This window comes from Variovorax sp. UC74_104 (genome assembly GCF_044055375.1).
Lineage (GTDB): Bacteria > Pseudomonadota > Gammaproteobacteria > Burkholderiales > Burkholderiaceae_C > Variovorax.
Genome location: NZ_CP171979.1, coordinates 428442 through 447500, shown reverse-complemented (window position 1 = coordinate 447500; position 19059 = coordinate 428442). Strand labels below are relative to the sequence as shown.

At 64.0% G+C, this 19059-nt stretch carries 14 protein-coding genes and 3 pseudogenes; 5 read left to right on the top strand and 12 right to left on the bottom strand.

Going from position 1 to position 19059, the window contains the following annotated elements:
• Positions 1-120: 120 nt before the first annotated feature.
• A complete protein-coding gene (locus ACHMXA_RS32765) occupies positions 121-1593 on the top strand; it encodes a catalase (RefSeq protein WP_395321487.1) in 1473 nt (490 codons plus the stop codon).
• Positions 1594-1620: 27 nt separating this feature from the next.
• On the opposite strand, the gene ACHMXA_RS32760 is transcribed toward ACHMXA_RS32765, so the two are convergent.
• The 3 genes from ACHMXA_RS32760 to ACHMXA_RS32750 form a co-directional block, all read right to left on the bottom strand.
• Positions 1621-2196 carry a DsbA family protein gene (locus ACHMXA_RS32760; protein ID WP_395321485.1) on the bottom strand — a complete coding sequence of 192 codons (576 nt, stop codon included), beginning with the start codon at positions 2194-2196 and terminating at the stop codon, positions 1621-1623.
• A 78-nt stretch (positions 2197-2274) separates the two neighbouring features.
• On the bottom strand, positions 2275-2829 hold the full coding sequence (locus tag ACHMXA_RS32755; protein WP_395321483.1) for a helix-turn-helix domain-containing protein: 555 nt from the start codon (positions 2827-2829) through the stop codon (positions 2275-2277).
• Positions 2822-3223 carry a hypothetical protein gene (locus ACHMXA_RS32750; protein ID WP_395321481.1) on the bottom strand — a complete coding sequence of 134 codons (402 nt, stop codon included), beginning with the start codon at positions 3221-3223 and terminating at the stop codon, positions 2822-2824. Before ACHMXA_RS32750 ends, ACHMXA_RS32755 begins: the two co-directional genes overlap by 8 nt.
• 819 nt (positions 3224-4042) lie before the next feature.
• Here ACHMXA_RS32750 and ACHMXA_RS32745 point away from each other — a divergent pair.
• Positions 4043-4878: pseudogene (locus ACHMXA_RS32745) on the top strand (alpha/beta fold hydrolase).
• A 641-nt stretch (positions 4879-5519) separates the two neighbouring features.
• Here ACHMXA_RS32745 and ACHMXA_RS32740 read toward each other — a convergent pair.
• Entirely contained in the window at positions 5520-5744 is a 225-nt protein-coding gene (locus ACHMXA_RS32740; RefSeq protein WP_395321479.1) for a hypothetical protein, read from the bottom strand.
• Between the two features lie 303 nt (positions 5745-6047).
• The gene (locus ACHMXA_RS32735) at positions 6048-6320 is read right to left on the bottom strand and encodes a hypothetical protein (RefSeq protein WP_395321477.1); all 273 of its coding nucleotides are present in this window, start codon (positions 6318-6320) and stop codon (positions 6048-6050) included.
• Positions 6321-6859: 539 nt separating this feature from the next.
• On the opposite strand from ACHMXA_RS32735, the gene ACHMXA_RS32730 reads away from it, so the two are divergent.
• Entirely contained in the window at positions 6860-7537 is a 678-nt protein-coding gene (locus ACHMXA_RS32730) for a response regulator (RefSeq protein ID WP_395321475.1), read from the top strand.
• Between the two features lie 492 nt (positions 7538-8029).
• On the opposite strand, the gene ACHMXA_RS32725 is transcribed toward ACHMXA_RS32730, so the two are convergent.
• Entirely contained in the window at positions 8030-8923 is an 894-nt protein-coding gene (locus tag ACHMXA_RS32725; protein ID WP_395322662.1) for a peptidoglycan-binding protein, read from the bottom strand.
• A gap of 113 nt (positions 8924-9036) precedes the next feature.
• Positions 9037-10353: a hypothetical protein gene (locus ACHMXA_RS32720; protein WP_395321473.1), complete on the bottom strand. Its 1317-nt coding sequence runs from the start codon at positions 10351-10353 to the stop codon at positions 9037-9039.
• Positions 10354-10835: 482 nt separating this feature from the next.
• Here ACHMXA_RS32720 and ACHMXA_RS32715 point away from each other — a divergent pair, with 482 nt between their 5' ends.
• The gene (locus ACHMXA_RS32715; protein ID WP_395321471.1) at positions 10836-12632 is read left to right on the top strand and encodes a hybrid sensor histidine kinase/response regulator; all 1797 of its coding nucleotides are present in this window, start codon (positions 10836-10838) and stop codon (positions 12630-12632) included.
• Between the two features lie 281 nt (positions 12633-12913).
• On the opposite strand, the gene ACHMXA_RS32710 is transcribed toward ACHMXA_RS32715, so the two are convergent.
• Both ACHMXA_RS32710 and ACHMXA_RS32705 read right to left on the bottom strand, forming a co-directional pair.
• Positions 12914-13387, bottom strand: a complete 474-nt coding sequence (locus ACHMXA_RS32710) for a hypothetical protein (protein ID WP_395321469.1) — start codon at positions 13385-13387, stop codon at positions 12914-12916.
• A gap of 55 nt (positions 13388-13442) precedes the next feature.
• Complete coding sequence (locus ACHMXA_RS32705) at positions 13443-14120, bottom strand: hypothetical protein (RefSeq protein WP_395321467.1); 678 nt, start codon at positions 14118-14120, stop codon at positions 13443-13445.
• Positions 14121-14455: 335 nt separating this feature from the next.
• Between ACHMXA_RS32705 and ACHMXA_RS32700 the strand changes: the two are divergent.
• Positions 14456-14628, top strand: a pseudogene (locus tag ACHMXA_RS32700) (IS3 family transposase); the annotation flags it as partial.
• A 236-nt stretch (positions 14629-14864) separates the two neighbouring features.
• Here the strand turns inward: ACHMXA_RS32700 and ACHMXA_RS32695 are convergent.
• From ACHMXA_RS32695 to ACHMXA_RS32685, 3 genes and pseudogenes are all read right to left on the bottom strand, one after another.
• Positions 14865-18050: an error-prone DNA polymerase gene (locus ACHMXA_RS32695; RefSeq protein ID WP_395321465.1), complete on the bottom strand. Its 3186-nt coding sequence runs from the start codon at positions 18048-18050 to the stop codon at positions 14865-14867.
• A 226-nt stretch (positions 18051-18276) separates the two neighbouring features.
• Positions 18277-18652 (bottom strand): annotated as a pseudogene (locus ACHMXA_RS32690) (SDR family oxidoreductase); the annotation flags it as partial.
• A 28-nt stretch (positions 18653-18680) separates the two neighbouring features.
• Positions 18681-18950 carry a hypothetical protein gene (locus tag ACHMXA_RS32685; RefSeq protein ID WP_395321463.1) on the bottom strand — a complete coding sequence of 90 codons (270 nt, stop codon included), beginning with the start codon at positions 18948-18950 and terminating at the stop codon, positions 18681-18683.
• Between the last annotated feature and the right edge of the window lie 109 nt (positions 18951-19059).

Sequence of the window (19059 nt, the reverse complement as noted above, 5' to 3'; positions counted from 1 at the left end):
CGCGGCTTTGCACATTCGGGCGTTGCTGCGTTGCTGGGTGACGGCGTGGGTGGCTTGCAATTCGCAGTCGTTCAAAACGGGCGACTCCTGTTCAAGACACGCGCGCCCAGCCAGCTCACCATGCTGCGAGACTCGATCAGGAAGATCGCCATGACGACAAACCCAAGGCCGCCGACCTTGACCACCGCAGGTGGCGCACCCGTGGCGGACAGCCAGCACTCGATCACCGCCGGGCCGCGCGGACCGATCCTCCTGCAGGACTACCAGATGTCCGAAAAGCTCGCCTACCTGGCGCGCGAGCGCATTCCGGAGCGGGTGCTGCACGCCAAGGGCGCCGCCGCATCGGGCAAGCTGCGCATCACGGGCGACATTGCGCGCCACACCCGCGCGCGCTTTCTGCAGCCGGGCCAGGTCACGCCCGTGCTGGTGCGCTTCTCGGGCCTCACGGGTGAACGCGGCTGCGCGGATGCCGAGCGCGACATGCGCGGCTTCGCCCTCAAGGCCTACACGGAAGAAGGCAACTGGGACCTGGTCGGCAGCCACCTGCCGGTGGCCTGCATTCGCGATCCGCAGAAGTTCCCCGACCTGGTGCGCGCGCTCAAGCGCCACCCGGTGAGCCACCTGCGCTCGCCCACCGCCATCTGGGACTTCTGGTCGCTCTCGCCGGAGAGCATCCACCAGATCGTGATGCTGTTCTCCGATCGCGGCCTGCCCAGCAGCTACCGCCACATGCATGGCTACGGCGCCCATGCGTTCGGGCTCATCAACGATGCCAATGAGCGCTGCTGGGTCAAGTTTCATTTCAAGACACGGCAAGGCATCCGCTGCCTCACCGATGCGCAGGCCCGCGCCACCATCGCCGAGGACCGCGAGAGCGCGCAACGCGACCTGTTCGAGGCCATCGAGCGTGGCGAGCATCCGCGCTGGTCGCTGCATGTGCAGCTCATGAGCCAGCAGCAGGCCGAGGCACTGTCCTTCGATGCCTTCGACCCCACCAAGGTCTGGCCGCAAGCCGAATTTCCGCTCGTCGAACTGGGCGAGCTCACGCTCGACGCCAACCCCGACAACTATTTCGCGCAGGTGGAGCAGGCGACCTTCAATCCGGCGCACATGGTGCCGGGCCTGTGCATCTCGCCCGACAGGCTGCTGCAGGGACGGCTGCTGGCGTATGCCGACGCGCAGCGCTACCGCGTCGGCACGCACCATGCAGCGCTGCCGGTGAACCGCCCGCGCGCGCCGGTGCACACCTACCACGCCGACGGTGCGATGCGGCTGGACGTGCCGCCTCGCACCGACGCCTACTACGAGCCGAACTCCTTCGGCGGACCGCGTCCTGATCGACAGCACGCGGAGCCGACGTTCCCGCTGAGCGGCGACGCCGGGCGCTTCGACGATCGCCAGGGTCTCGGCGACTATGTGCAGGCCACGGCGCTGTATAGCCGCATGGAAAGCGCAGAGCGGGAGCGCCTGGCCGCCAATATCGCGGCGGCGATGGCAGGTGTGCCCGGGGCCATCCAGCGACGCCAGGTCGAGCACTTCCGGCTGGTTGACGCCGGGTTGGGGCAGGGGATCGCGGCGCAGCTCGGCATCTAGCCGCAGGCCGCAAGGCGCGGAGCGCGGTCAGGGCGCGGACGGTTTTCGCAAGGCGCGCTCGATGGCGTCCCGCAGCTGCAGCAGACCGAAGGACACATCGGTGAAGACGCCGTTCACGTAGAACGTGGGCGTGGCGCGCACGTTCAGCCGGCGCCCGGCTTCGACCTGTTCCTGCACGCGCTGGCGGTAGACCCCGTCCTTCAGCTCGTTCTCGAAACGTGGCATGTCCAGGTCGAGCTGCCTGGCATAGGCATCCAGGTGGCGGCTGTCGAGGTGGCTTTGGTGGTTGAAGAGCAGGTCTGCGTAAGCCCAGAACTTGCCCTGCGCGCTCGCAGCCTCGGCGGCTTGCGCTGCCAGCTCCGCATGCGGATGGACTTCGCGCAGCGGAAAATGCCTGTACACGAAGCGCAGCTGCGGCCCGAAGTGCGACAGCGTGAACTGAACGGTCGGGTGAGCCTGGCGGCAGGAGGGGCACTCGAAGTCGCCGAACTCGACCACGGTCACGGGGGCCGACGCCGGCCCGAGGATGTGGTCGGTGGCCGGGTCCGGCGAGAGCAGTGCGACAAGGGCGCGATCGGGCTTCGCGTGGGATGGCGTGCTCATGGGTGGCCTGTGCGAGGTAGTGGGTACGAAGAATTGCGGAGCTCGGCGTTTCGCATCGGTATCCGCGTTCGGGCATTCTTATTTTTCAAGCTGCGTCTTTTTGCGCCAGCTGCCCGGCGGCATGCCGGTGTATTGGGAAAACACGCGCGTGAAGTGACTCTGGTCCGCAAAGCCGCAAGCCGCGGCAACGTCCGCCAAGGGCCGTTCGAAGTCCTTCAGCAGCGCGCGCGCACGTTCCAGCCGCTGTGCGGTCAGCCATTGGTGCGGCGTCTGGCCGGTGGTCTCGCGAAAGGCGCGGATGAAATAGCTGCGCGACAGGTTGCAGGCGTCGGCAATCTCGGCGATCGAAATGCTGCCGTCCATCTTGCTGCGCAGCATCTCCTTGACGCGCGCCTCGTGCGAACGCGAGAGCAGACGGTTGGCCCGCGGCTCGGCCGCAGTCGCAACGCGGCCGTAGTTGTCGACCAGGTAGCTCGTCATCGCGACGCTGAGCTGATCGACGAACAGCAGGCTGACTTCGGCAGGGCGTTCGAGCGCAGGGGTCAGCGCGCTCGCGAGATGGGCGAGGACCTCGTCCCTGACGCCTGCGACATCGACCAAGCCGCCCACGCGCGGCCCCGGTTTTTCATCCATGGCGCGCTCCAGGGCCGAGTGGGAGATCTTCGAGCAGCACGAAGTCGAAGCCGCTTTGCATGTCCGCGCGATAGCGGTCGCAGAAATCGCGGACATAGATCGAGCCCTTGCCGAAGTCGTGACAAGACGCATGGTGTTCATGAAGGATTCGTCGGCGGTGACCGTCGCGCAACGAGATGCCGAGCAGGACGCCGCGACCGCTGGGGGCGGTCTCCACATGGTGCCGCTCATGGGCGTTCACGGTCTTGCGATAGATCCGAACGCCGTCAGCCGAAAGTTCCTGATCTCTCTGCAGATGACCGACCGTGCAGCCGAGCAGGTCTTGTGGCATGAGCCCTTGACCTGCGGGCAGAGGTTGACTTCTCGCCTCGTTGAGGCTGCTTTCGGCGCGCATGAACTGGGAGGGCGGGAGTTGGAGTGATGGGGTATCCGATTGGCGGCGCTGCGACGAATGAAGGATAGAAATTTTGCGCGCTTCCTTGAAGATATTCCTCGCGCAGTCGATCGAGCCTGTGGGGTCGCACCTTTGTCGGCTCGACCTCGTTCTTCCCGTCGCACATTGCGTGCCAGCCGTCAGTGTAGATGTGGAGTGCCGCCACGGCCGAGCCCCGGTGAGTCTCGAGCGAGGAGAAGCGGTGCTCGATCGGTGCCGAGTGTGCGTTCGCGCCTCTTGCAGGAAAACCCCCTCCATCAGCAAAAAACTTGTTCCTGAAAATCAACAGTTGTGCGGGCGTTCAAAGCAGTCGCGGTCGCGAGGCTGTCGCGCAAGCCGATGCGGCGCCTCGGGCGGCGCAAGAAAAACAAGCGTTCAATTTGGGCGCCGAATCTGCAATACGCGCGCCGCGCTGCGCCTCATAGTCGGGCCCCATGGTTCGTCGCCCTCTCGAAACGGGGTGGCTTGCGCGATCCCAAGCCCGTTGATTTCTTTCAAGGAAACCATGAATATTCCCGCCGATCCCAGGATCACCGTCTTGCTGGTTCACGTCGTTCTCGAGACTGTCCGGGCAGTCGCTCCCCTTGAAGCGCAAGCTTGACGCTGCCGAGGTAACACATGAAACAGCTCGATCTTCACACCGTTTTTGACAGCGAACGGCGCAAGCTTCTTCTCGCCAGCGCGGGGGGCATGGCGATCGCCGGTCTCCCGATGGTGGGGAATGCAACTCCCTCCACCAAGCACCGCGCAACCGCGCATTCTCAGAAAGGGCATCACCTCATGAACACGATCACCACCAAGGACGGCGTAGAGATCTTCTACAAGGACTGGGGACCCAAGGACGGCCAGCCCATCATGTTCCATCATGGCTGGCCTCTTTCGAGCGATGACTGGGATGCCCAGATGCTCTTCTTCGTGCAGCGTGGCTACCGGGTGATCGCGCACGACCGGCGTGGCCATGGCCGGTCGGCGCAGGTCAGCGAAGGTCACGACATGGACCACTACGCTGCCGATGCCTTCGCCGTCGTCGAGGCGCTGAACCTGACCAAGGTCTTCCACGTCGGCCACTCGACCGGCGGCGGTGAGGTTGCGCGCTACGTCGCCAAATTCGGTCAGCCCAGCGGCCGTGCTGCGAAGGCCGTGCTCGTGAGTGCAGTCCCCCCTTGATGCTCAAGACAGCGAGCAACCCGGAAGGATTGCCGATCGAAGTGTTCGACGGCTTTCGCAAGGGTGTCGCCGACAACCGGGCACAGCTCTTCGTCGACGTTCCGACAGGTCCGTTCTACGGTTTCAACCGCGAGGGCGCGAAGGTCTACCCGGGGGTGATCCAGAACTGGTGGCGCCAGGGCATGATGGGCAGCGCCAAGGCCCACTATGACGGCATCAAGGCGTTTTCGGAGACCGATCAGACCGCGGACCTCCAGGCGATCACCGTGCCGACCCTGGTCATGCACGGCGACGACGACCAGATCGTTCCGATCGCCGACGCCGCGCTGAAGTCGGTCAAGCTGCTGAAGAACGGCACGCTCAAGGTGTACAAGGGCTATTCCCACGGAATGCTCACCGTCAACGCAGACGTCCTCAATCCGGATCTGCTGGCGTTCTTCAAGAGCTGAGACGCCAGGCGAACGAGCGCCCTCCCGTGCGTCTGGGCGCGGCGCCCGCGGTCGCGTGATGACGGACGGGCAGACGGCCACTCGGCCGCCTGCCCGTTTTCACTTCTGTTCTGTCTGGAACGAGCGTTTCGGGGCTGTTCGCTGTTGGCAAGGCGCTGCAGTCCCCTCAGCGGAAGCAGCCACGGCGCGCGTCAGAGGTGGCAGTTGATGATCCATTTGCAGCACCGCATCACGAAGCTCCCGATGAGGCGACCTTTTCCTGGTCAGTGTGGGTGGTCGCTTTCGCCTTCGGCTGTGAGAGCGCGGCTCGTCGTGGCGCCACGCTCCGAAGATCGCCTGGCTCGTCGCCGGGGCGGTACAGCCCCGAAGGGCGTGGCAGATCCGACACGGCGTGGGCCGCCCGGTTCGTTCGCGCCGCTTGGGCTGCTCGGGCCAAGTCGCATGGTGAAGGCGCGTGCTTCGAGCACGTTTGCGGGCTAGCGCGACGCCACAAGCTTGCCCTGGCGCACCTCGTAGATGGTCACCGTCCCGCGCAGGTTGTCGCTGCGGGAATCGAAAGCGATCGGCCCGATCTCGCCGGTCATCGGTGGCTTGGCGTTGCGGTGGCCTCGATTTGCTGGCGAAGCTGCGTCAGTTGGCGCTCAGGCGAGGCCAGTGCAGGGCGTACGAGCCACGGCATGCCGGGGCGGCAAGTCGGGGTTGCCGGCCATCGTGTTGGCACCCAGGGGCAACGTATCGTCCTTTTCCTGGCGACGAACGAAGACCAACACGGGCCGAACAGAGGCCTCGATGCCGCGCGCGTAGTCGCTCAGCCCTGCCTTGTGCAGTGAGCCACGCAGAGTCTGGACATCGGTGAATACCGGCATGCGTCAGGATCGATCCGGCATGCTGGGCCATTTGCCGTAGGCCAACCACCAGAGCACGCCTGCGTTGACCAACGGGATGATGAACAGGACAGCTCTCACACCGGGATGCCCGGTGCGCGCGACGATCCGCCACATTGGTATTCCGAGGATCAATCAATGCCGTGGTCAGGAGAACGATCCGGTGCTCCATCGAAAAACCCATCGCCTAGACCTGCTCCTTATTGCGTATGAGCTGCCTCGAGAGGAATTCCAGGAAGCGTCGGGCAGGACCGTCGCCGATGACCGCTGCAGGCAACGACCGGCTCAGAGGCTGTTGCCTTCGCCGCCGGGCAAGTCGAAAGAATCGGGCTTCGGGAATGGCTTGCCGGGGACCGGCACCGCTCGCCCGTGGATGAATGCGAAGCTCGCGCAGCAGGCCGCACCCACTACGGGAATCAACCACACCAAGGCCAGTTGCAGGCTCTGCTGGAACGGTGAATAAAAGTCGCTGCGCAGCACAACCACCGTTGCAAACAGATTGCATATCACCACGACCACGGCGATGCACGTAAGCACGTAGTACCAATTTTCGGGCAATGCGTCTCTCCCTAGCTCTGCCGAAACAATATAGCGACCGGCTCGTGCCAAGGTCAATCACTTGGCACAGACTGACACAAGCTCGATGGGCTTGAGGATCTACATGCTGAACTCGACGGAGGTCTGATCTTCCCCGTCCTTTCTTCATCGAAGATGGAGCGGATCATCCCAGCCATGGTCACACCGCAATTGCAGCCAGCAGTCTTTGAATCGTGCTGAACGGGCTGCGGCTTGCGCGGCCTTGTGCAGCCTGTGCAGCCTGTGCAGGATGCTTCTATGGCAGCGCACGGACTTCACGTTGACCCCATGTCCGATATGCACACTGCGGCCCAAGAGCAATGGCGCCGGTAGGAGCAAGAGGGAAAAATCCGCTCGAAAAAAATGCATCGATGCCAACTGCTGTCATCTTTCGACCGCCAGTCGCGAGCGTTTGAGATCTTGCGCCGCAGCGCAGGGCTCCGGCCGGTTGCGTCTGCATGCCCTGTGGGCGGTGACTTTCGTCACCGCCCACAGACTGCAAGCGCACCTAACATCCCGTCATGACCTTTATTTCGTCTGCGCGTTCGTTCACGATCCTGATGGTGGACGACCACGAACTTGTCCGCTTCGGTGTACGTGCCCTGCTTCAATCGCAGGCGTCACCCGCCGGCATGACCGTGAATGTCCTCGAAGCAGGGAGCCTGGCCGAAGCCTTGGCGCTCTACGATCGTCAGAAGGACGCCATCGATCTCCTCCTCCTGGACCTGGCCCTGCCCGATACGCAGGGACTCAACGGCCTGACGACACTTCGCGATCGCCATCCCGAGGCTCGAATCGTGGTGATTTCAGGCATCGGCACCACCTCGTTGGCTCAGGATGGTCTCGCCCAAAGCGCGCTGGCCGCCGGTGCCAGCGCCTTCCTGCCCAAGACCGCCAACCTGCAGGAGGTCGTGAGCTTCATCCGCGCTTGCGGATTGATCGGCAGTGGTGGGGCGGATGGACTGCCGCTTCCTTCCAGAACGCCATCCCCTTTGAGACCGAGCCTTCCCGAGCGTGCATCGGAAACGCTCTCGCCTCGGCATCTACCGGTGTTCCAGCTCATACTGGAAGGCAAGAACAACAGGGAGATCGCCGAGGCGCTCCGACTCAGCGAAGGCACGGTCAAGAACTATGTTTCCACCATTTTGCTGAGGCTCGGGATCCGTTCCCGCGCGCAGCTCATCAGCAGCCTGCGCTGATGGGCTCGCCCCTGTCAATGAAAGCAAGAAAGCGATGGCCGGCAGTACGCCGGGACGTCCGGCGGCAGAAACCTGAGCCAGCGCGCGCTCCGCGAGCAGGCGGCGGCTGTCTACGCAAGTCACAGGCCCGCCATCATCCACCTGCCTGTGCTTTGGCACAGCTCTGGTGCGCTTCGGCTATCCGAACATGGACCCGGCCTGCCTCCCCGTCGTGCAGCGCGACGACCGCCGGGCCGATGGGACTGACGAGTTCAGGGTTGACATGCGCCTGAACGAACGGTTCTTTACTGCGTCATCGTTGCTGCCGATCGCTGGCGAAACCGCGCCCCACCGGCTGCTGAGCGCAAGGGCTCGGACGTCCCGATGCTGCTCATGCAGTCAGCGCCCGGGCGCCGCTGCAGGCCATGGCTGAACTGGCATCAGGCAAGAGGCTTTGCGCATGACAGGCATCCGCTTGCCATGTGCACGCGCAACTGGTGAATGGCAAACGCACTATTTGCGACGGGTTCTTGCCCCGGGAGCGCTGGTCTGCGACGGCGCCGCCCCACCATCGACGCCGAGGCGGCCCCCGCCTCCGAGGCCTTGACCCTGAACGACCTGCGCCTTGTAGCTGCGCAGCGAACGCACCATCTGGTTGAACGAGTCCATGAACGCAGCCGCAATCACCTTGCCCTGCGGCGTGCGGGTGTAGCCACCGATGTTGCCGCCCCCTCTGGAACCGCTCAGCTCGAGCAGGCCCGAGAAGTCGGTCTTGGAAGCGCTGCCTTCCGCGGCCGCCACCTGAACGCCCGAGCGGTTGTCGATGAGCGTGAGCAGCGCGGAGGCTTCCTTGGTCTGGAGGTTGGCGCCAAGATTGGCGACGACGCGGCCGCGGCTCCCGCCGATGAGGCCGCCCAAGGTGCTGCCCAGCCCGCCCGCGTCGTTGTTGCTGAATACGATTTCCGGCGACAGGCCGTAGTCCGAAGCGACCATCTGCCCGCGGCCGAAGTTGCTGCCGCCGCGCATTTCACCCGACTGCATGAGGGCGCGCTCGCGCGTCATGGCGTTCATGCCGGCCGCGCCGCGCTCGACGACCACAAAGCAGTTCGATTGCTGAACCAGCAGGCGCAACAGGTTCGCCGTGGGCGGCAACCGGTATTCGCCGGTGAGCACGGTGTACCAGCCCGCGTTGACGTTTTCGATCAACGAAACGGTGCCCAGCGGCGAGTCGCAACGCTCGAGCGCACCGCTCTCGCCAGAAGACGCCGAACCCGCGGCGCTGCCTGTTGCCACGGTCTTGGCGGATGAAGAACCCATCTGCATATCCAGGCCCGGCATGTTTTGACAACCGCCAAGCACCAGAAGAGCGGCCATTGCAGTGGCCTTGGCAATCACGAGAGATTTCATACGAGTCAACTTGAAACGATCGAGCGACGCCATGCGAGCGAAGCATTGGCGTCGATCAGAAAAAAATGAATGCGGCCGCGCTGAGCCTTGGCGTCAGCCGGCCGGTCACCGCCTTACTTGAACGTGGAACTCCACAGGCTTTGTGGCGGGCTCACACCGGGCTGGTTGTCCTGACGCCAGACCGTCAGCGCCTTCGAGCTGTCGTCCAAGCCCACCAGCGCGCTGCGCAACGTGAGCCCAGGGCTCGAGGGCAGCGAGACGATCTGTTCGGCCGTACCCCATCCGCTGGCCGCTGCATAAGGGCGGGCCCAGATGTCATAGCTGTTGGTCGGGCCCAGCGCTGCGCGCCAGGACACCATCGCGTCGCCCTTGGTGTTGCAGGCGACCGATGCCTGAGGAACGATGAAGCTCTGCGTCTCCGGAGGAATGCGCTCTGGCTGCGCCCAACCGGTGCTCACCGAGAAGCGCGTGGCTGCGATCTGTCCGAGGTCGTACGGCTTCGTGACCAGCATGGCGTTGCCCGCGGCGTCACTGCAGAGATCGGCGATGAAGCCATCCGCACGACCGATGGAAATGCTCGTCACAACGGTCGGCTGGCTCCAGGTGCCGCCCGCAAAACGGCTCGCGTAGACGTCGGTGCGCGTGCCGCCGGTCGTGCTGGCTTCCCAGACAGCAGTGGTTTCGCCGTTGGCGGCGATGGCGACGCGCGGGTTGTCGTAAGAGCCCAGCGCCAGGTCGGCGTCGATGGCGTGGCCTGCGCTCCAGCCCGCGCCCTCGGTGTACTCGCTCGCCAGAACGCGGTACTTGTTGCTGGAATTGTTGTACTGCTTCCATACGGCCGTTGCCGTGTGGCCGTTGGGGGCCGCAGCAAGCCTGATGTCACGTGCTTCCGAACTGGCGCCGGTGAGGAAACGCGCCGCCGGTTCCCAGACGCCGTTGCGGTAGCGCTTTGCCCATGCACCGTCCGGCGCGTCCAGGATCGTTGCGACAGTAAATGCATAGAGCGCATCGCCAGCGTCATCCAACGCGATCTGGTGCGCCGTCAAGTCCATCGAGAAGCCGGCATCCGGGATATCGCTGGCGCTTAGCAGGTTCGTGGGCGCACTGTCCCAGGCACCTGCCTTGTATCGAACGGACGCGATGTTGAAGCGGCGCGATGTACCGGCGGCCGGGTCCCCGACCTGCACCCAGACCACAATCGCTTCGCCGTTGGCGTTGATCGCCACTTCGGGCTTGCCTGCGCTGTTGCTGCCCGTGAGATTGAACGCCACCGGGTCTCCCCAGCCTGTTGCCGGAGAGTAGGCGCGTGCATGCACGCTGGAAAATTCGCTCGTGCCGGTAGAGCGATCTTCCAGCCATACCGCGACTGCGGTCCCGTTTGCCGACACTGCGATGCGGTGCTCGGTGACGTCTTGTGCATCGGCCTCCACCAGTTCCGGTGTGCTCCATTTGCCCGATATGGGCGCTGGAGCGGGCGCAGGCGCCGGCGGTGCCGGAGCAGGCGGTGCTGGTGGGGGCGGCGCGGAACCGCCGCCACCGTCGACCGGCGGGTTGACCGGAAAGAAGCTTCCGGATGATCCACTTCCCCACCTCCGCAAGCAGCCAGCACCGCGGCCGAAATAATGGCAATTCCTCCCATTGCCCAAGAACTCTTATTCATTACTACCTTCCTGATTGAAAAATGAATCCACACACTCCGATACGGACCGCGCGGACTATAGGAAGGAAGAGGGCGCTAACAAAGTGCCGAAAGTAACCATGGCGAGCCAGGGTGAAGGGGAACTTCAATGCCTCCTGCTTCGTCAAAAGCGGCTCGTCGCGACAACGAGGCAGCGCTCAGCACACATGTCGTGCTGCGGCGCCATTCTTGCTTCAGGAGGGACTGGGACGTAAACAGGACCGGAAAGTATCAATGGACACGCTACCGTCAAACGCGCCGCTCGCGCAGCGCGTGCTGAGCGAACAGATCGCAGCGTTCCTGCTCATCTTCAACACCATCTTTCGTTCGCGCATGGTGTTCGTACTGGTGATCGGCGGGATCATGTATGCAGAGCTGCCAGGGCTCCCCGTCATCATCTATACCGCAGCTCACTTTTTGCTGTCGCTCGTGACATTGCAGATTCCGCGGTGGATGCGCAAGGTGCCCTATTCCGAGAGCAAGCGATGGGCGCGAGCCATCACCATCTGCACGATTGCGGCCGGCGTGGCGGATGGCGTGGCGCCCTGGATCTTCGTGCAACCAGGCCATTTGCCCCTGACCGCTGTACTCATCGTTGTCATGATGGCGAATTGCGCACGCGCCGTGCAATCGCTTCGGCCCTTCAAGATCGCGCTTGTGGGCCATGTGCTATGCGCGATGCTCAGCCTGATCGCGGCGCTGATCCATGAAGGCGGTACGTACTATTATTTTCTTGCTGCCTTCGCGGCCGTGCACCTGGCCATGCTGCTTCGTGCCGGCATGCACGAAACCGACCAGCTCACCGAGGCATTGACCCTGCGCTTCGAGAACGAGGCCCTGGCGGCCCGGCTCCAGGAGCAGGTGCAGGAAACCGAACGCGCCAGCCTCGAGAAAACGCGCTTCCTGACGGCTGCCAGCCATGACCTGCGTCAACCGCTGCACGCCATCTCGCTGTTCGGGGCGGCACTGGAGAACCAGCTCGAGGGCAAGACAGAAGGTGCGAACGCCCATCGCCTGATGCAGGCCGTGAATGCGCTGAGTCATTCCCTCGAAACCATGCTGGACGTATCCAGGATCGATGCTGGGGTGGTCAAGCCGACGCTCCAGCCGGTGCCACTCGACCCCATTCTTCAGTCGTTGGACGATGTCTTTGGCGCGCTGGCGGAACAGCGGTCCCTGCAACTGCGCGTTCGCGCGTGCGGACTGCGCGTGCGCAGCGATCCCCAACTCTTGCCGCGCATGCTGTCGAACCTGGTCGACAACGCGCTCAAATACACCCCCAGGGGCGGGGTGATCGTCGTCGCACGCCTACGGAAGGACCGCGTGTGGATCGACGTGCGGGATACGGGCGTTGGCATCGCGCCCGACCAGCGGGAGCGCGTCTTCGACGAGTTCTATCAAATAGGCAACCCCGGCCGGGACCGATCGTTGGGCCTGGGCGTCGGCCTCTCCATCGTGAAGCGGCTCTCGAAACTTCTGGCGCACCCGATCGAGATGCGCTCGAGGCCGGGCCGCGGCACGTTGTTCAGGATATCCCTGCCGCTCGTCTGCGAACCTGAGGGCACGCAGCCGGTGGTGGCCTCCATCCACGGCGCAGTGTCTGCGTTGGCGCGCAAGGCCATGCCCCGGCGTGTCCTCTTGGTCGATGACGAGGCCGACATACGAAAAGCGATGACCGACTTGCTGGCCACATGGGGCGTGCAGCTGACCGCAGTCGGCAGCCAGTCAGAGGCGGTGGCCGCCATGGAAAGCGCGCAGGCCGCAGGCGAAAGTTTCGATCTGCTGATCTGCGACTATCGCCTGTCGGAAGAAGCCAATGGCGCGGATGTGGGGCTGCGCCTGCGCGAGCGATTCGATAAAGATCTGCCGCTTTTGCTGATCAGCGGCGAAACCGGGCCGGACCGCCTGAAGCAGGTGCAAGCACTCGGCATCGCGATCATCGCCAAGCCCGTCGAAGCTACCGCGCTGCGGCACATCATTTCACTGATTTCGCGCGCGTCTGAGACGCAGCTGGGGGCGGTCGACCCATGAATATCCAGCCGCGCATTGCTCGTCTGCTGACTCGCAAGGGACATTTTCCTTGTATGCAGCTCGGCAAGTCATGGTTGACAGGCGCAAGGGCACACCGTCCACAGCATGCTTCAGCGCACGGCCGCGCTCGGTCACGACAGGACCCCCTCTCATTCCCTCAAGAACGAACATGTCATTTGGCGAATCTGCAGCGATCTACGCCACACGTGCCTGTGGTTGTCGTCCTCAGTTGCCGCTATGCGCGGACCAGCGGCACTGAAGCGGAGCGCGGCTATGTCGCCTCACCGATAGGCGTCGCACAGCGCCAGATACTCGTCGCCCGAAATCTCCAAGCCCGTGGCACGACGCAGCACCCGTGCCCGCGGCTTGGGCAGATCGGTCTTGATCTGGATCTGCCTGCCGATGGGAATGCCCATGTAGCTCTGGTTGACCCAGGTGTTCTCGACGATGTTGTCCCACGGCAGCAGCATGCCGTTCTCGAAGGTCAGACCCTGGCGGCCGACGACGAACGCGGGCTGGTCGATGTTGCGAAGCGTGTTTAAGCACTTGAACGTGAGCCATGCCGTGAGCAATCCAAAGCAGGCGGCGATAAGGATGCCGATGTTCTTGTCCTGCGCGCGGATGCACAGCACCGCCAGCACCACGGTCACCACCGCCCAGAGCGCGGCGCCGGCGATCAGGCGCGTGCGGGAATAGAAGACGGGGTGGTCCTGGCGGGTCTTCTCTTGCTGGGCGGCGGAGCTGTAGATTTCCATTTTTGTCTGATGCGCTGTGCGCGTGTCGGAGTGAGAAAAGCGGGAGGAAGAAGATTCAGTGCGCGGGCAGGCGCTGCACCAGGCAGGCCATCAGCACGGGCTCGTTGTCGATCTTCGAGCGATCGATCTTTCGGGACTTGCCGTGCGCGACGATGACCAGGTGTTCGTCCACCTCCATGCCCTCTTCGTCGGACTGCGTGCGGATGGTGTCGATAGTCGACCACGCAATCAACTGGCCCTTGTGCACCAGGCCTTCGGCCTGCAGGTCAAGCGCGCCGAACTTCACCGTCTCGCCCGCATGCAGGCGGCGCTCGACATCGTGTGCCATTGTGGTGCCGACGGCCTCTTCCACTTCGGCGAGCAAAGCATCCGGAGCGTCCCACAGGTTCAGGCGCAGGCACAGCATCCTTCCGTTGCGAGTGCCGAGCAGCACATGGTTGCGGCTATGGCGGTGGCGAAAGCGCGTGACGTCCGCGAACGCGAGTGTGCGGTCGCCGAGCTGGAGGCCGTGCCTGCTCACGGACAGCTCCCCCGGCGCGCGCAGCCACGCGAAGAAGTCGCTGCCCTGCCAGCAGATCAAATAGATTGCGGCGGGAACGGCCAGGAAGAGAACGACGATGGCGCCCCTGCGGTGAATGAAGTCCGGCGTGATGAGGTACGGAAGGATGTAGACCTTGGCCGGTACCAGCATCATGGCGCTGAAGACGTAAAGGGCCGCGATGCCGGCGAGCACGCAATAGAAGGAATGGCGGGGAAAGACTTTGGCGTGGCTCATGGGCGTTGTTGGTCCCATGCAAAGGCAACAGGGATACGAGGAAAACTACGCCGTGCACCATATCAGCACTATTCGTTCTTCATGAGGCTTCGCGCATCAGCCAATGTCTCATTCTGCGAATAAAAATAGACTTCGTGCGAAAACCCAATCCAAAGTCTTATTTTCTTTGCAAGCGCTGCAAGCATTCGGACTTCGCATGATGCATACCGGTAGTCGTCCCGAGACGACTCCAAGTACGGGAACGGCGATGACCAAATCCGATAGATGCTGGAGCGATGCGTCCCTGAAAGGGTGGAGTGTTGAAGTTTGAGCTGTTCTATCCTCGAGGCTGGAAGAACGCCACCATTGAGCGGTTCGTAGAGGCTGTCGACTCGTACATCCGCGGGTACAACGAGAAGCGGATCAAGATCTCCCCGGGGCCCTCAGCCCCATCGAACACCGGGTGAGCCTTGGACTTGCGGCATAAAGCCAGTCCAAGTTTTATCCGCCCCGACTGGGTCACTTCTGGATGGAAATCAACGGCCAATGGCCATGTCGAGTTCCTTTTCTCAATCCTCGGTCGCGCACAAGTTCGTGGCATAGCCAGTTGAGGGAGGAAGGTGAACGAACGAGTGAACGCGCAGGCTGGGAACCCCACCTGGCGAATGCCGGCGTCGCCGTTTCGTCCTCGCCGCCGTTTCGGCGCTCGAGGCCGCCGATCTGCTATCTGAAATCCCGGCTGCTAACCCGCAGGCCGCCCAGCAATGCCGTGTGATCCAGCAATTGGCTGGCCACCAACGCATACACGCCTTTGTCGCATTGCCAGGTGCCATCCACCGTCAGCAGCATCGCGCCGCGCAAGGTCTTGCGCTGTGCTTCGGCAAGCGAGGGCCAGACGATGATGTTCACCGTGCCTGTCTCGTCCTCGAGCGTCGCGAAAATCACGCCGCTGGCCGTGCTCGGCCGCTGGCGATGCGTCACGATGCCACTTGCGCGTACGCGCTGGCGATCCTGTGCCTTCGAGCGAAGGTCCTCCGCCGTGTGGATGCCCATTTCCGACAGTTGGGCTCGCAGCAGCGCGAGGGGATGCCGCCGCAGCGTCAGTCCCATGGTCGCGTAGTCGTCCGCGATCTCGGCGCCCTCCCGGGGCACCGCGAAAGCCACGGCATCTTCGACGGTCGGCGCCTCGCTCAACATCTTCGTCGGCCGCGTGTCCACGCCCGCGGCCTCCCACAAGGCATCCGGGCGATGGCCGGCCAGTCCCAGCAGCGCATTGGCGCCGGCGAGGCATTTCAAATCATGTCCATCCAACCCCGCGCGACGTGTCAGGTCCTCGATGCTCAGGAACCGCCCCGCCTTGCGGGAGTGCACGATGCGTTCGGCAACGGCTTCGCGCATCCCCGAGATCCGCGACAGGCCCAGCCGCACTGCGCGAAGCGGCTCGGCGTAGTTCGTGTCCCAGCGCGGTGATGCATTGGCGCTTTGCGCCGGCTCCTCGAGCGTGCTGGCCCACTCGCTGTGCTGGACGTCCACGGGGTGAACGACGACGCCGTGTTCGCGCGCATCGCGTACGAGCTGCGCCGGCGCATAGAACCCCATGGGCTGGCTGTTGAGCAGCGCAGCAAGGAAAGCATCGGGATGATGCCGCTTGAGCCAGCAGCTCACGTACACCAGCAGCGCAAAGCTGGCGGCATGACTCTCCGGAAAACCATAGCTGCCGAAACCCTCGACCTGCTTGGCGATGCGATCGGCAAACGCCTGGGTGTAGCCCTTGGCAAGCATGCGCTGGATCAGCTTGCGTTGATGTTGCTCCAGGCCGCCGCGTTTGCGCCAGGCGCCCATCGCCCGGCGCAGCTGGTCGGCCTCCCCGGCCGTGAAGTCGGCCGCCAGCATGGCGATCTGCATCACCTGCTCCTGGAACAGCGGCACGCCAAGCGTGCGCTCGGTCGCGATCCGGATGTCCTCGCTGGGGTATTCGATCGGCTCCTCGCCCGCCCGCCGGCGCAGGTACGGGTGCACCATCCCGCCCTGGATCGGACCGGGACGCACGATCGCGACCTGCACCACCAGATCGTAGAAGCGCGCGGGTTTCAGGCGCGGCAGCATCGTCATCTGCGCCCGGCTCTCGATCTGGAAGACGCCGACCGTGTCGGCCTTCTGGATCATCGCGTAGGTCAAGGGATCTTCCGCGGGGACGTCCTGCATGCGCATGGGTGCACCGCGCTTGGCCGCGATGAAGTCGAGCGCGCGATGGATCGCGGTGAGCATGCCCAGGGCCAGGACATCGACCTTGATCAAGCCCAGTGCGTCGAGGTCGTCTTTGTCCCACTGCACCACGCTGCGGTCTTCCATTGCCGCGTTTTCCACCGGCACCATCCGGCTGAGCTTGTCCCGTGCGATGACGAAGCCGCCAGTATGCTGGCTCAGGTGGCGCGGGAAGCCGCGCACCGATTTCGCGAGGTTCAGCCACAGGTCCACGAGGGGGGCAGTGCGGTCGAGCGCGTTGTCCTGCAGGCAGGCATCGCTGATCCACTGTTCCTCGTTGCCGTAGGCCGTTTTCGCCAAGCGCTCGGCCACCTCCAGCGGAAAACCCAAGGCCTTGCCCACATCGCGCAGCGCCGATCTCGTGCGGTAGGCGGTCACGACACCGGTGAGCGCCGCGCGGTCACGGCCGTACTTGCGGTAGATGTACTGCATCACCTCCTCGCGACGCTGGTGCTCGAAGTCGATGTCGATGTCGGGTGGCTCCTTGCGCTCGACGCTGATGAAGCGCTCGAAGAGAACGTTCATGCGCGCAGGGTCCACCTCGGTGACCCCCAGGCAGTAGCAGACCGCCGAATTCGCGGCCGAGCCTCGGCCCTGGCAGAGGATGTTGCGGGACCGCGCGAAGCGCACGATGTCCTCGACCGTGAGGAAATAGGCCTCGTACTGCAGCTCGGCGATGATCTTCAGCTCGTGCTCGATCTGCGTCCGAACCTGGACCGGCAACCCCCGGGGGAACCGCGTTCGGGCGCCGGTGTAGGTGAGCTTGCGCAGGTGCGAAGCGGCAGTCTCTCCGGCCGGTACCAGTTCCTCCGGATATTCGTAGCGCAGTTCCTCGAGCGAGAACGTGCAGCGCCGTGCGACCTTGAGGGTCTCGCGCATCCAGTCGGACGGAAACTGCTCGGCCAGCATGGCGCGCCCGCGCAGGTACTGCTCGCCGTTCGGGTGCAGGTCGTAGCCGCAGCGTTGGACCGGCCGGCCGAGACGCACTGCGGTGAGGGTGTCCTGCAGCGGCTTGCGCAGGCGTGTGTGCATCAGCGGGCTGGCCGTGGCCACGATGCGCAGACCTGCGCGCGCAACGGCCTCCTCGACGGTCCAGCAGCGCAAGTCGTCATCGATCTCCAGCGGCCGCGGCCCTGCCACCCATGCACGTTCAGGAAACCAGGTCCGCAGCCACATGCATTGCCCGAAGATACTTTCGACCGTGCCGTCCTTCTCCGGGATCAGCAAGGCCAGGCAGCCTGGCAGACCCGCCAGGTGTGGGGCGTTGGGAGACTTGCCCTCGAGGTCCGCCACGCGTGCGTCGTAGGACCCCTTTTCGGCCCGTCGTCGCGCCAGCGTGATCAACTCACAGAGGTTTCCATAGCCGAGACGCTCCTGCGCAAGCAGCACCAGGCGCGCGAACTGTGCACCGCCGCTGGTCTTGAACAGGATCTCACTGCCGACGATGAAGTGCAGTCCGCACTCGCGCGCCTCCAGGTGCCCCCGCACCACGCCAGCGACCGAACATTCGTCTGTGATCGCCAGCGCCGTGTAGAGCTTGGCCGCGGCCCTCCTCACCAATTCTTCGGGCTGAGAGGCGCCCACGAGGAAGGTGAAGCTGGAACGGCAATGCAGTTCGGCAAAAGGCGGCGGGTCGAGCGGCATACTGTATATTTATACAGCCATTTGAATACCACTCAAGTCCTCTTTTTTCGGTTTCCAGTCCCAACGATCGAATCGAGAACCGCTCTGCGTTCAGGCGCTGCGCGACCCGCGGGCGCGTCGGGCGGTCTGCCTCGCCCCCTGTGGATGGCGTTGTCATATGAGGCCGGGCGAGCAGTTCGAAGGCAGCGCGGGGAATCTCGTACGAACTCAAAGGCCAGCGTTCGCAGAAGCGACTCCTGACGATGCCGCCGTCGACGCGAAGGGTTGCCCCGTGATCGCCGAAGCGGGCGGACTTGCCACGTAGGCCACCAGAGCGGCCACTTCCTGTGGCGATGCGAAGCGCTTGATCATCGAGGTTGGGCGGACCTGGTCGAAGAACTCCGCCTCGACCTGCTAGAAGCTCTTATCGTTCGAGCGCGTCATGCCTTCCACGAAGTCGCCGACGCCGGGCATTTCCTCGCACCCGGAAGTGCGCTGTTCACCGTGATGTTCTTAGCAGGGGGGAATTCCGCCAGGCCGCGCGACACAGCGAGCTGCGCGGTCTTCGTCATGCCGTCGTGGATCATCTCGGTGGGTGTCTGCACCGTGCTTTCGCTCGAGATGTCATATCGGTCGGTTCATAGGCTGCGTTCAGAAGGCGTGGTTCACCCCGAAGTGCAGGCCCGACGAGCGTCGGCCCGCCACACCGGCGGGCGACGAGTCGGCCACCACGCAGGCGGCATTTCTGCGGCTGCTGATGCGCGAGTAGGTGCTGTACAGCGTGGTGCGCTTGCTCAGGTTGTGTGCGTAGCCGAAGGCGAACTGGCGGGCCGTGCCGCCGGTCTCGAGGCCTGGGCCGGAGCATTCGGAGCGCGCGCAACGATACCCGGAGCTGCCCCGCGCCGACGGGGACCGACGCACCGATCAGTGCGTTCATCTGCCGCTCGCGTCCTAGTCGATGGCGCAGGTAGTTGACGTAGGCCTTAACCACACCTAAGCCATAACTGCAGCCGACGGTCACGGTGCGGTA

Coding starts and splice junctions, on each gene's coding strand:
- ACHMXA_RS32765 (WP_395321487.1), top strand. CDS start 121: ATGCTGCGAGACTCGATCAGGAAGATCGCCATGACGACAAACCCAAGG.
- ACHMXA_RS32760 (WP_395321485.1), bottom strand. CDS start 2,196: ATGAGCACGCCATCCCACGCGAAGCCCGATCGCGCCCTTGTCGCACTG.
- ACHMXA_RS32755 (WP_395321483.1), bottom strand. CDS start 2,829: ATGGATGAAAAACCGGGGCCGCGCGTGGGCGGCTTGGTCGATGTCGCA.
- ACHMXA_RS32750 (WP_395321481.1), bottom strand. CDS start 3,223: ATGCGCGCCGAAAGCAGCCTCAACGAGGCGAGAAGTCAACCTCTGCCC.
- ACHMXA_RS32740 (WP_395321479.1), bottom strand. CDS start 5,744: ATGCCGGTATTCACCGATGTCCAGACTCTGCGTGGCTCACTGCACAAG.
- ACHMXA_RS32730 (WP_395321475.1), top strand. CDS start 6,860: ATGACCTTTATTTCGTCTGCGCGTTCGTTCACGATCCTGATGGTGGAC.
- ACHMXA_RS32725 (WP_395322662.1), bottom strand. CDS start 8,923: ATGAAATCTCTCGTGATTGCCAAGGCCACTGCAATGGCCGCTCTTCTG.
- ACHMXA_RS32715 (WP_395321471.1), top strand. CDS start 10,836: ATGGACACGCTACCGTCAAACGCGCCGCTCGCGCAGCGCGTGCTGAGC.
- ACHMXA_RS32710 (WP_395321469.1), bottom strand. CDS start 13,387: ATGGAAATCTACAGCTCCGCCGCCCAGCAAGAGAAGACCCGCCAGGAC.
- ACHMXA_RS32695 (WP_395321465.1), bottom strand. CDS start 18,050: ATGCCGCTCGACCCGCCGCCTTTTGCCGAACTGCATTGCCGTTCCAGC.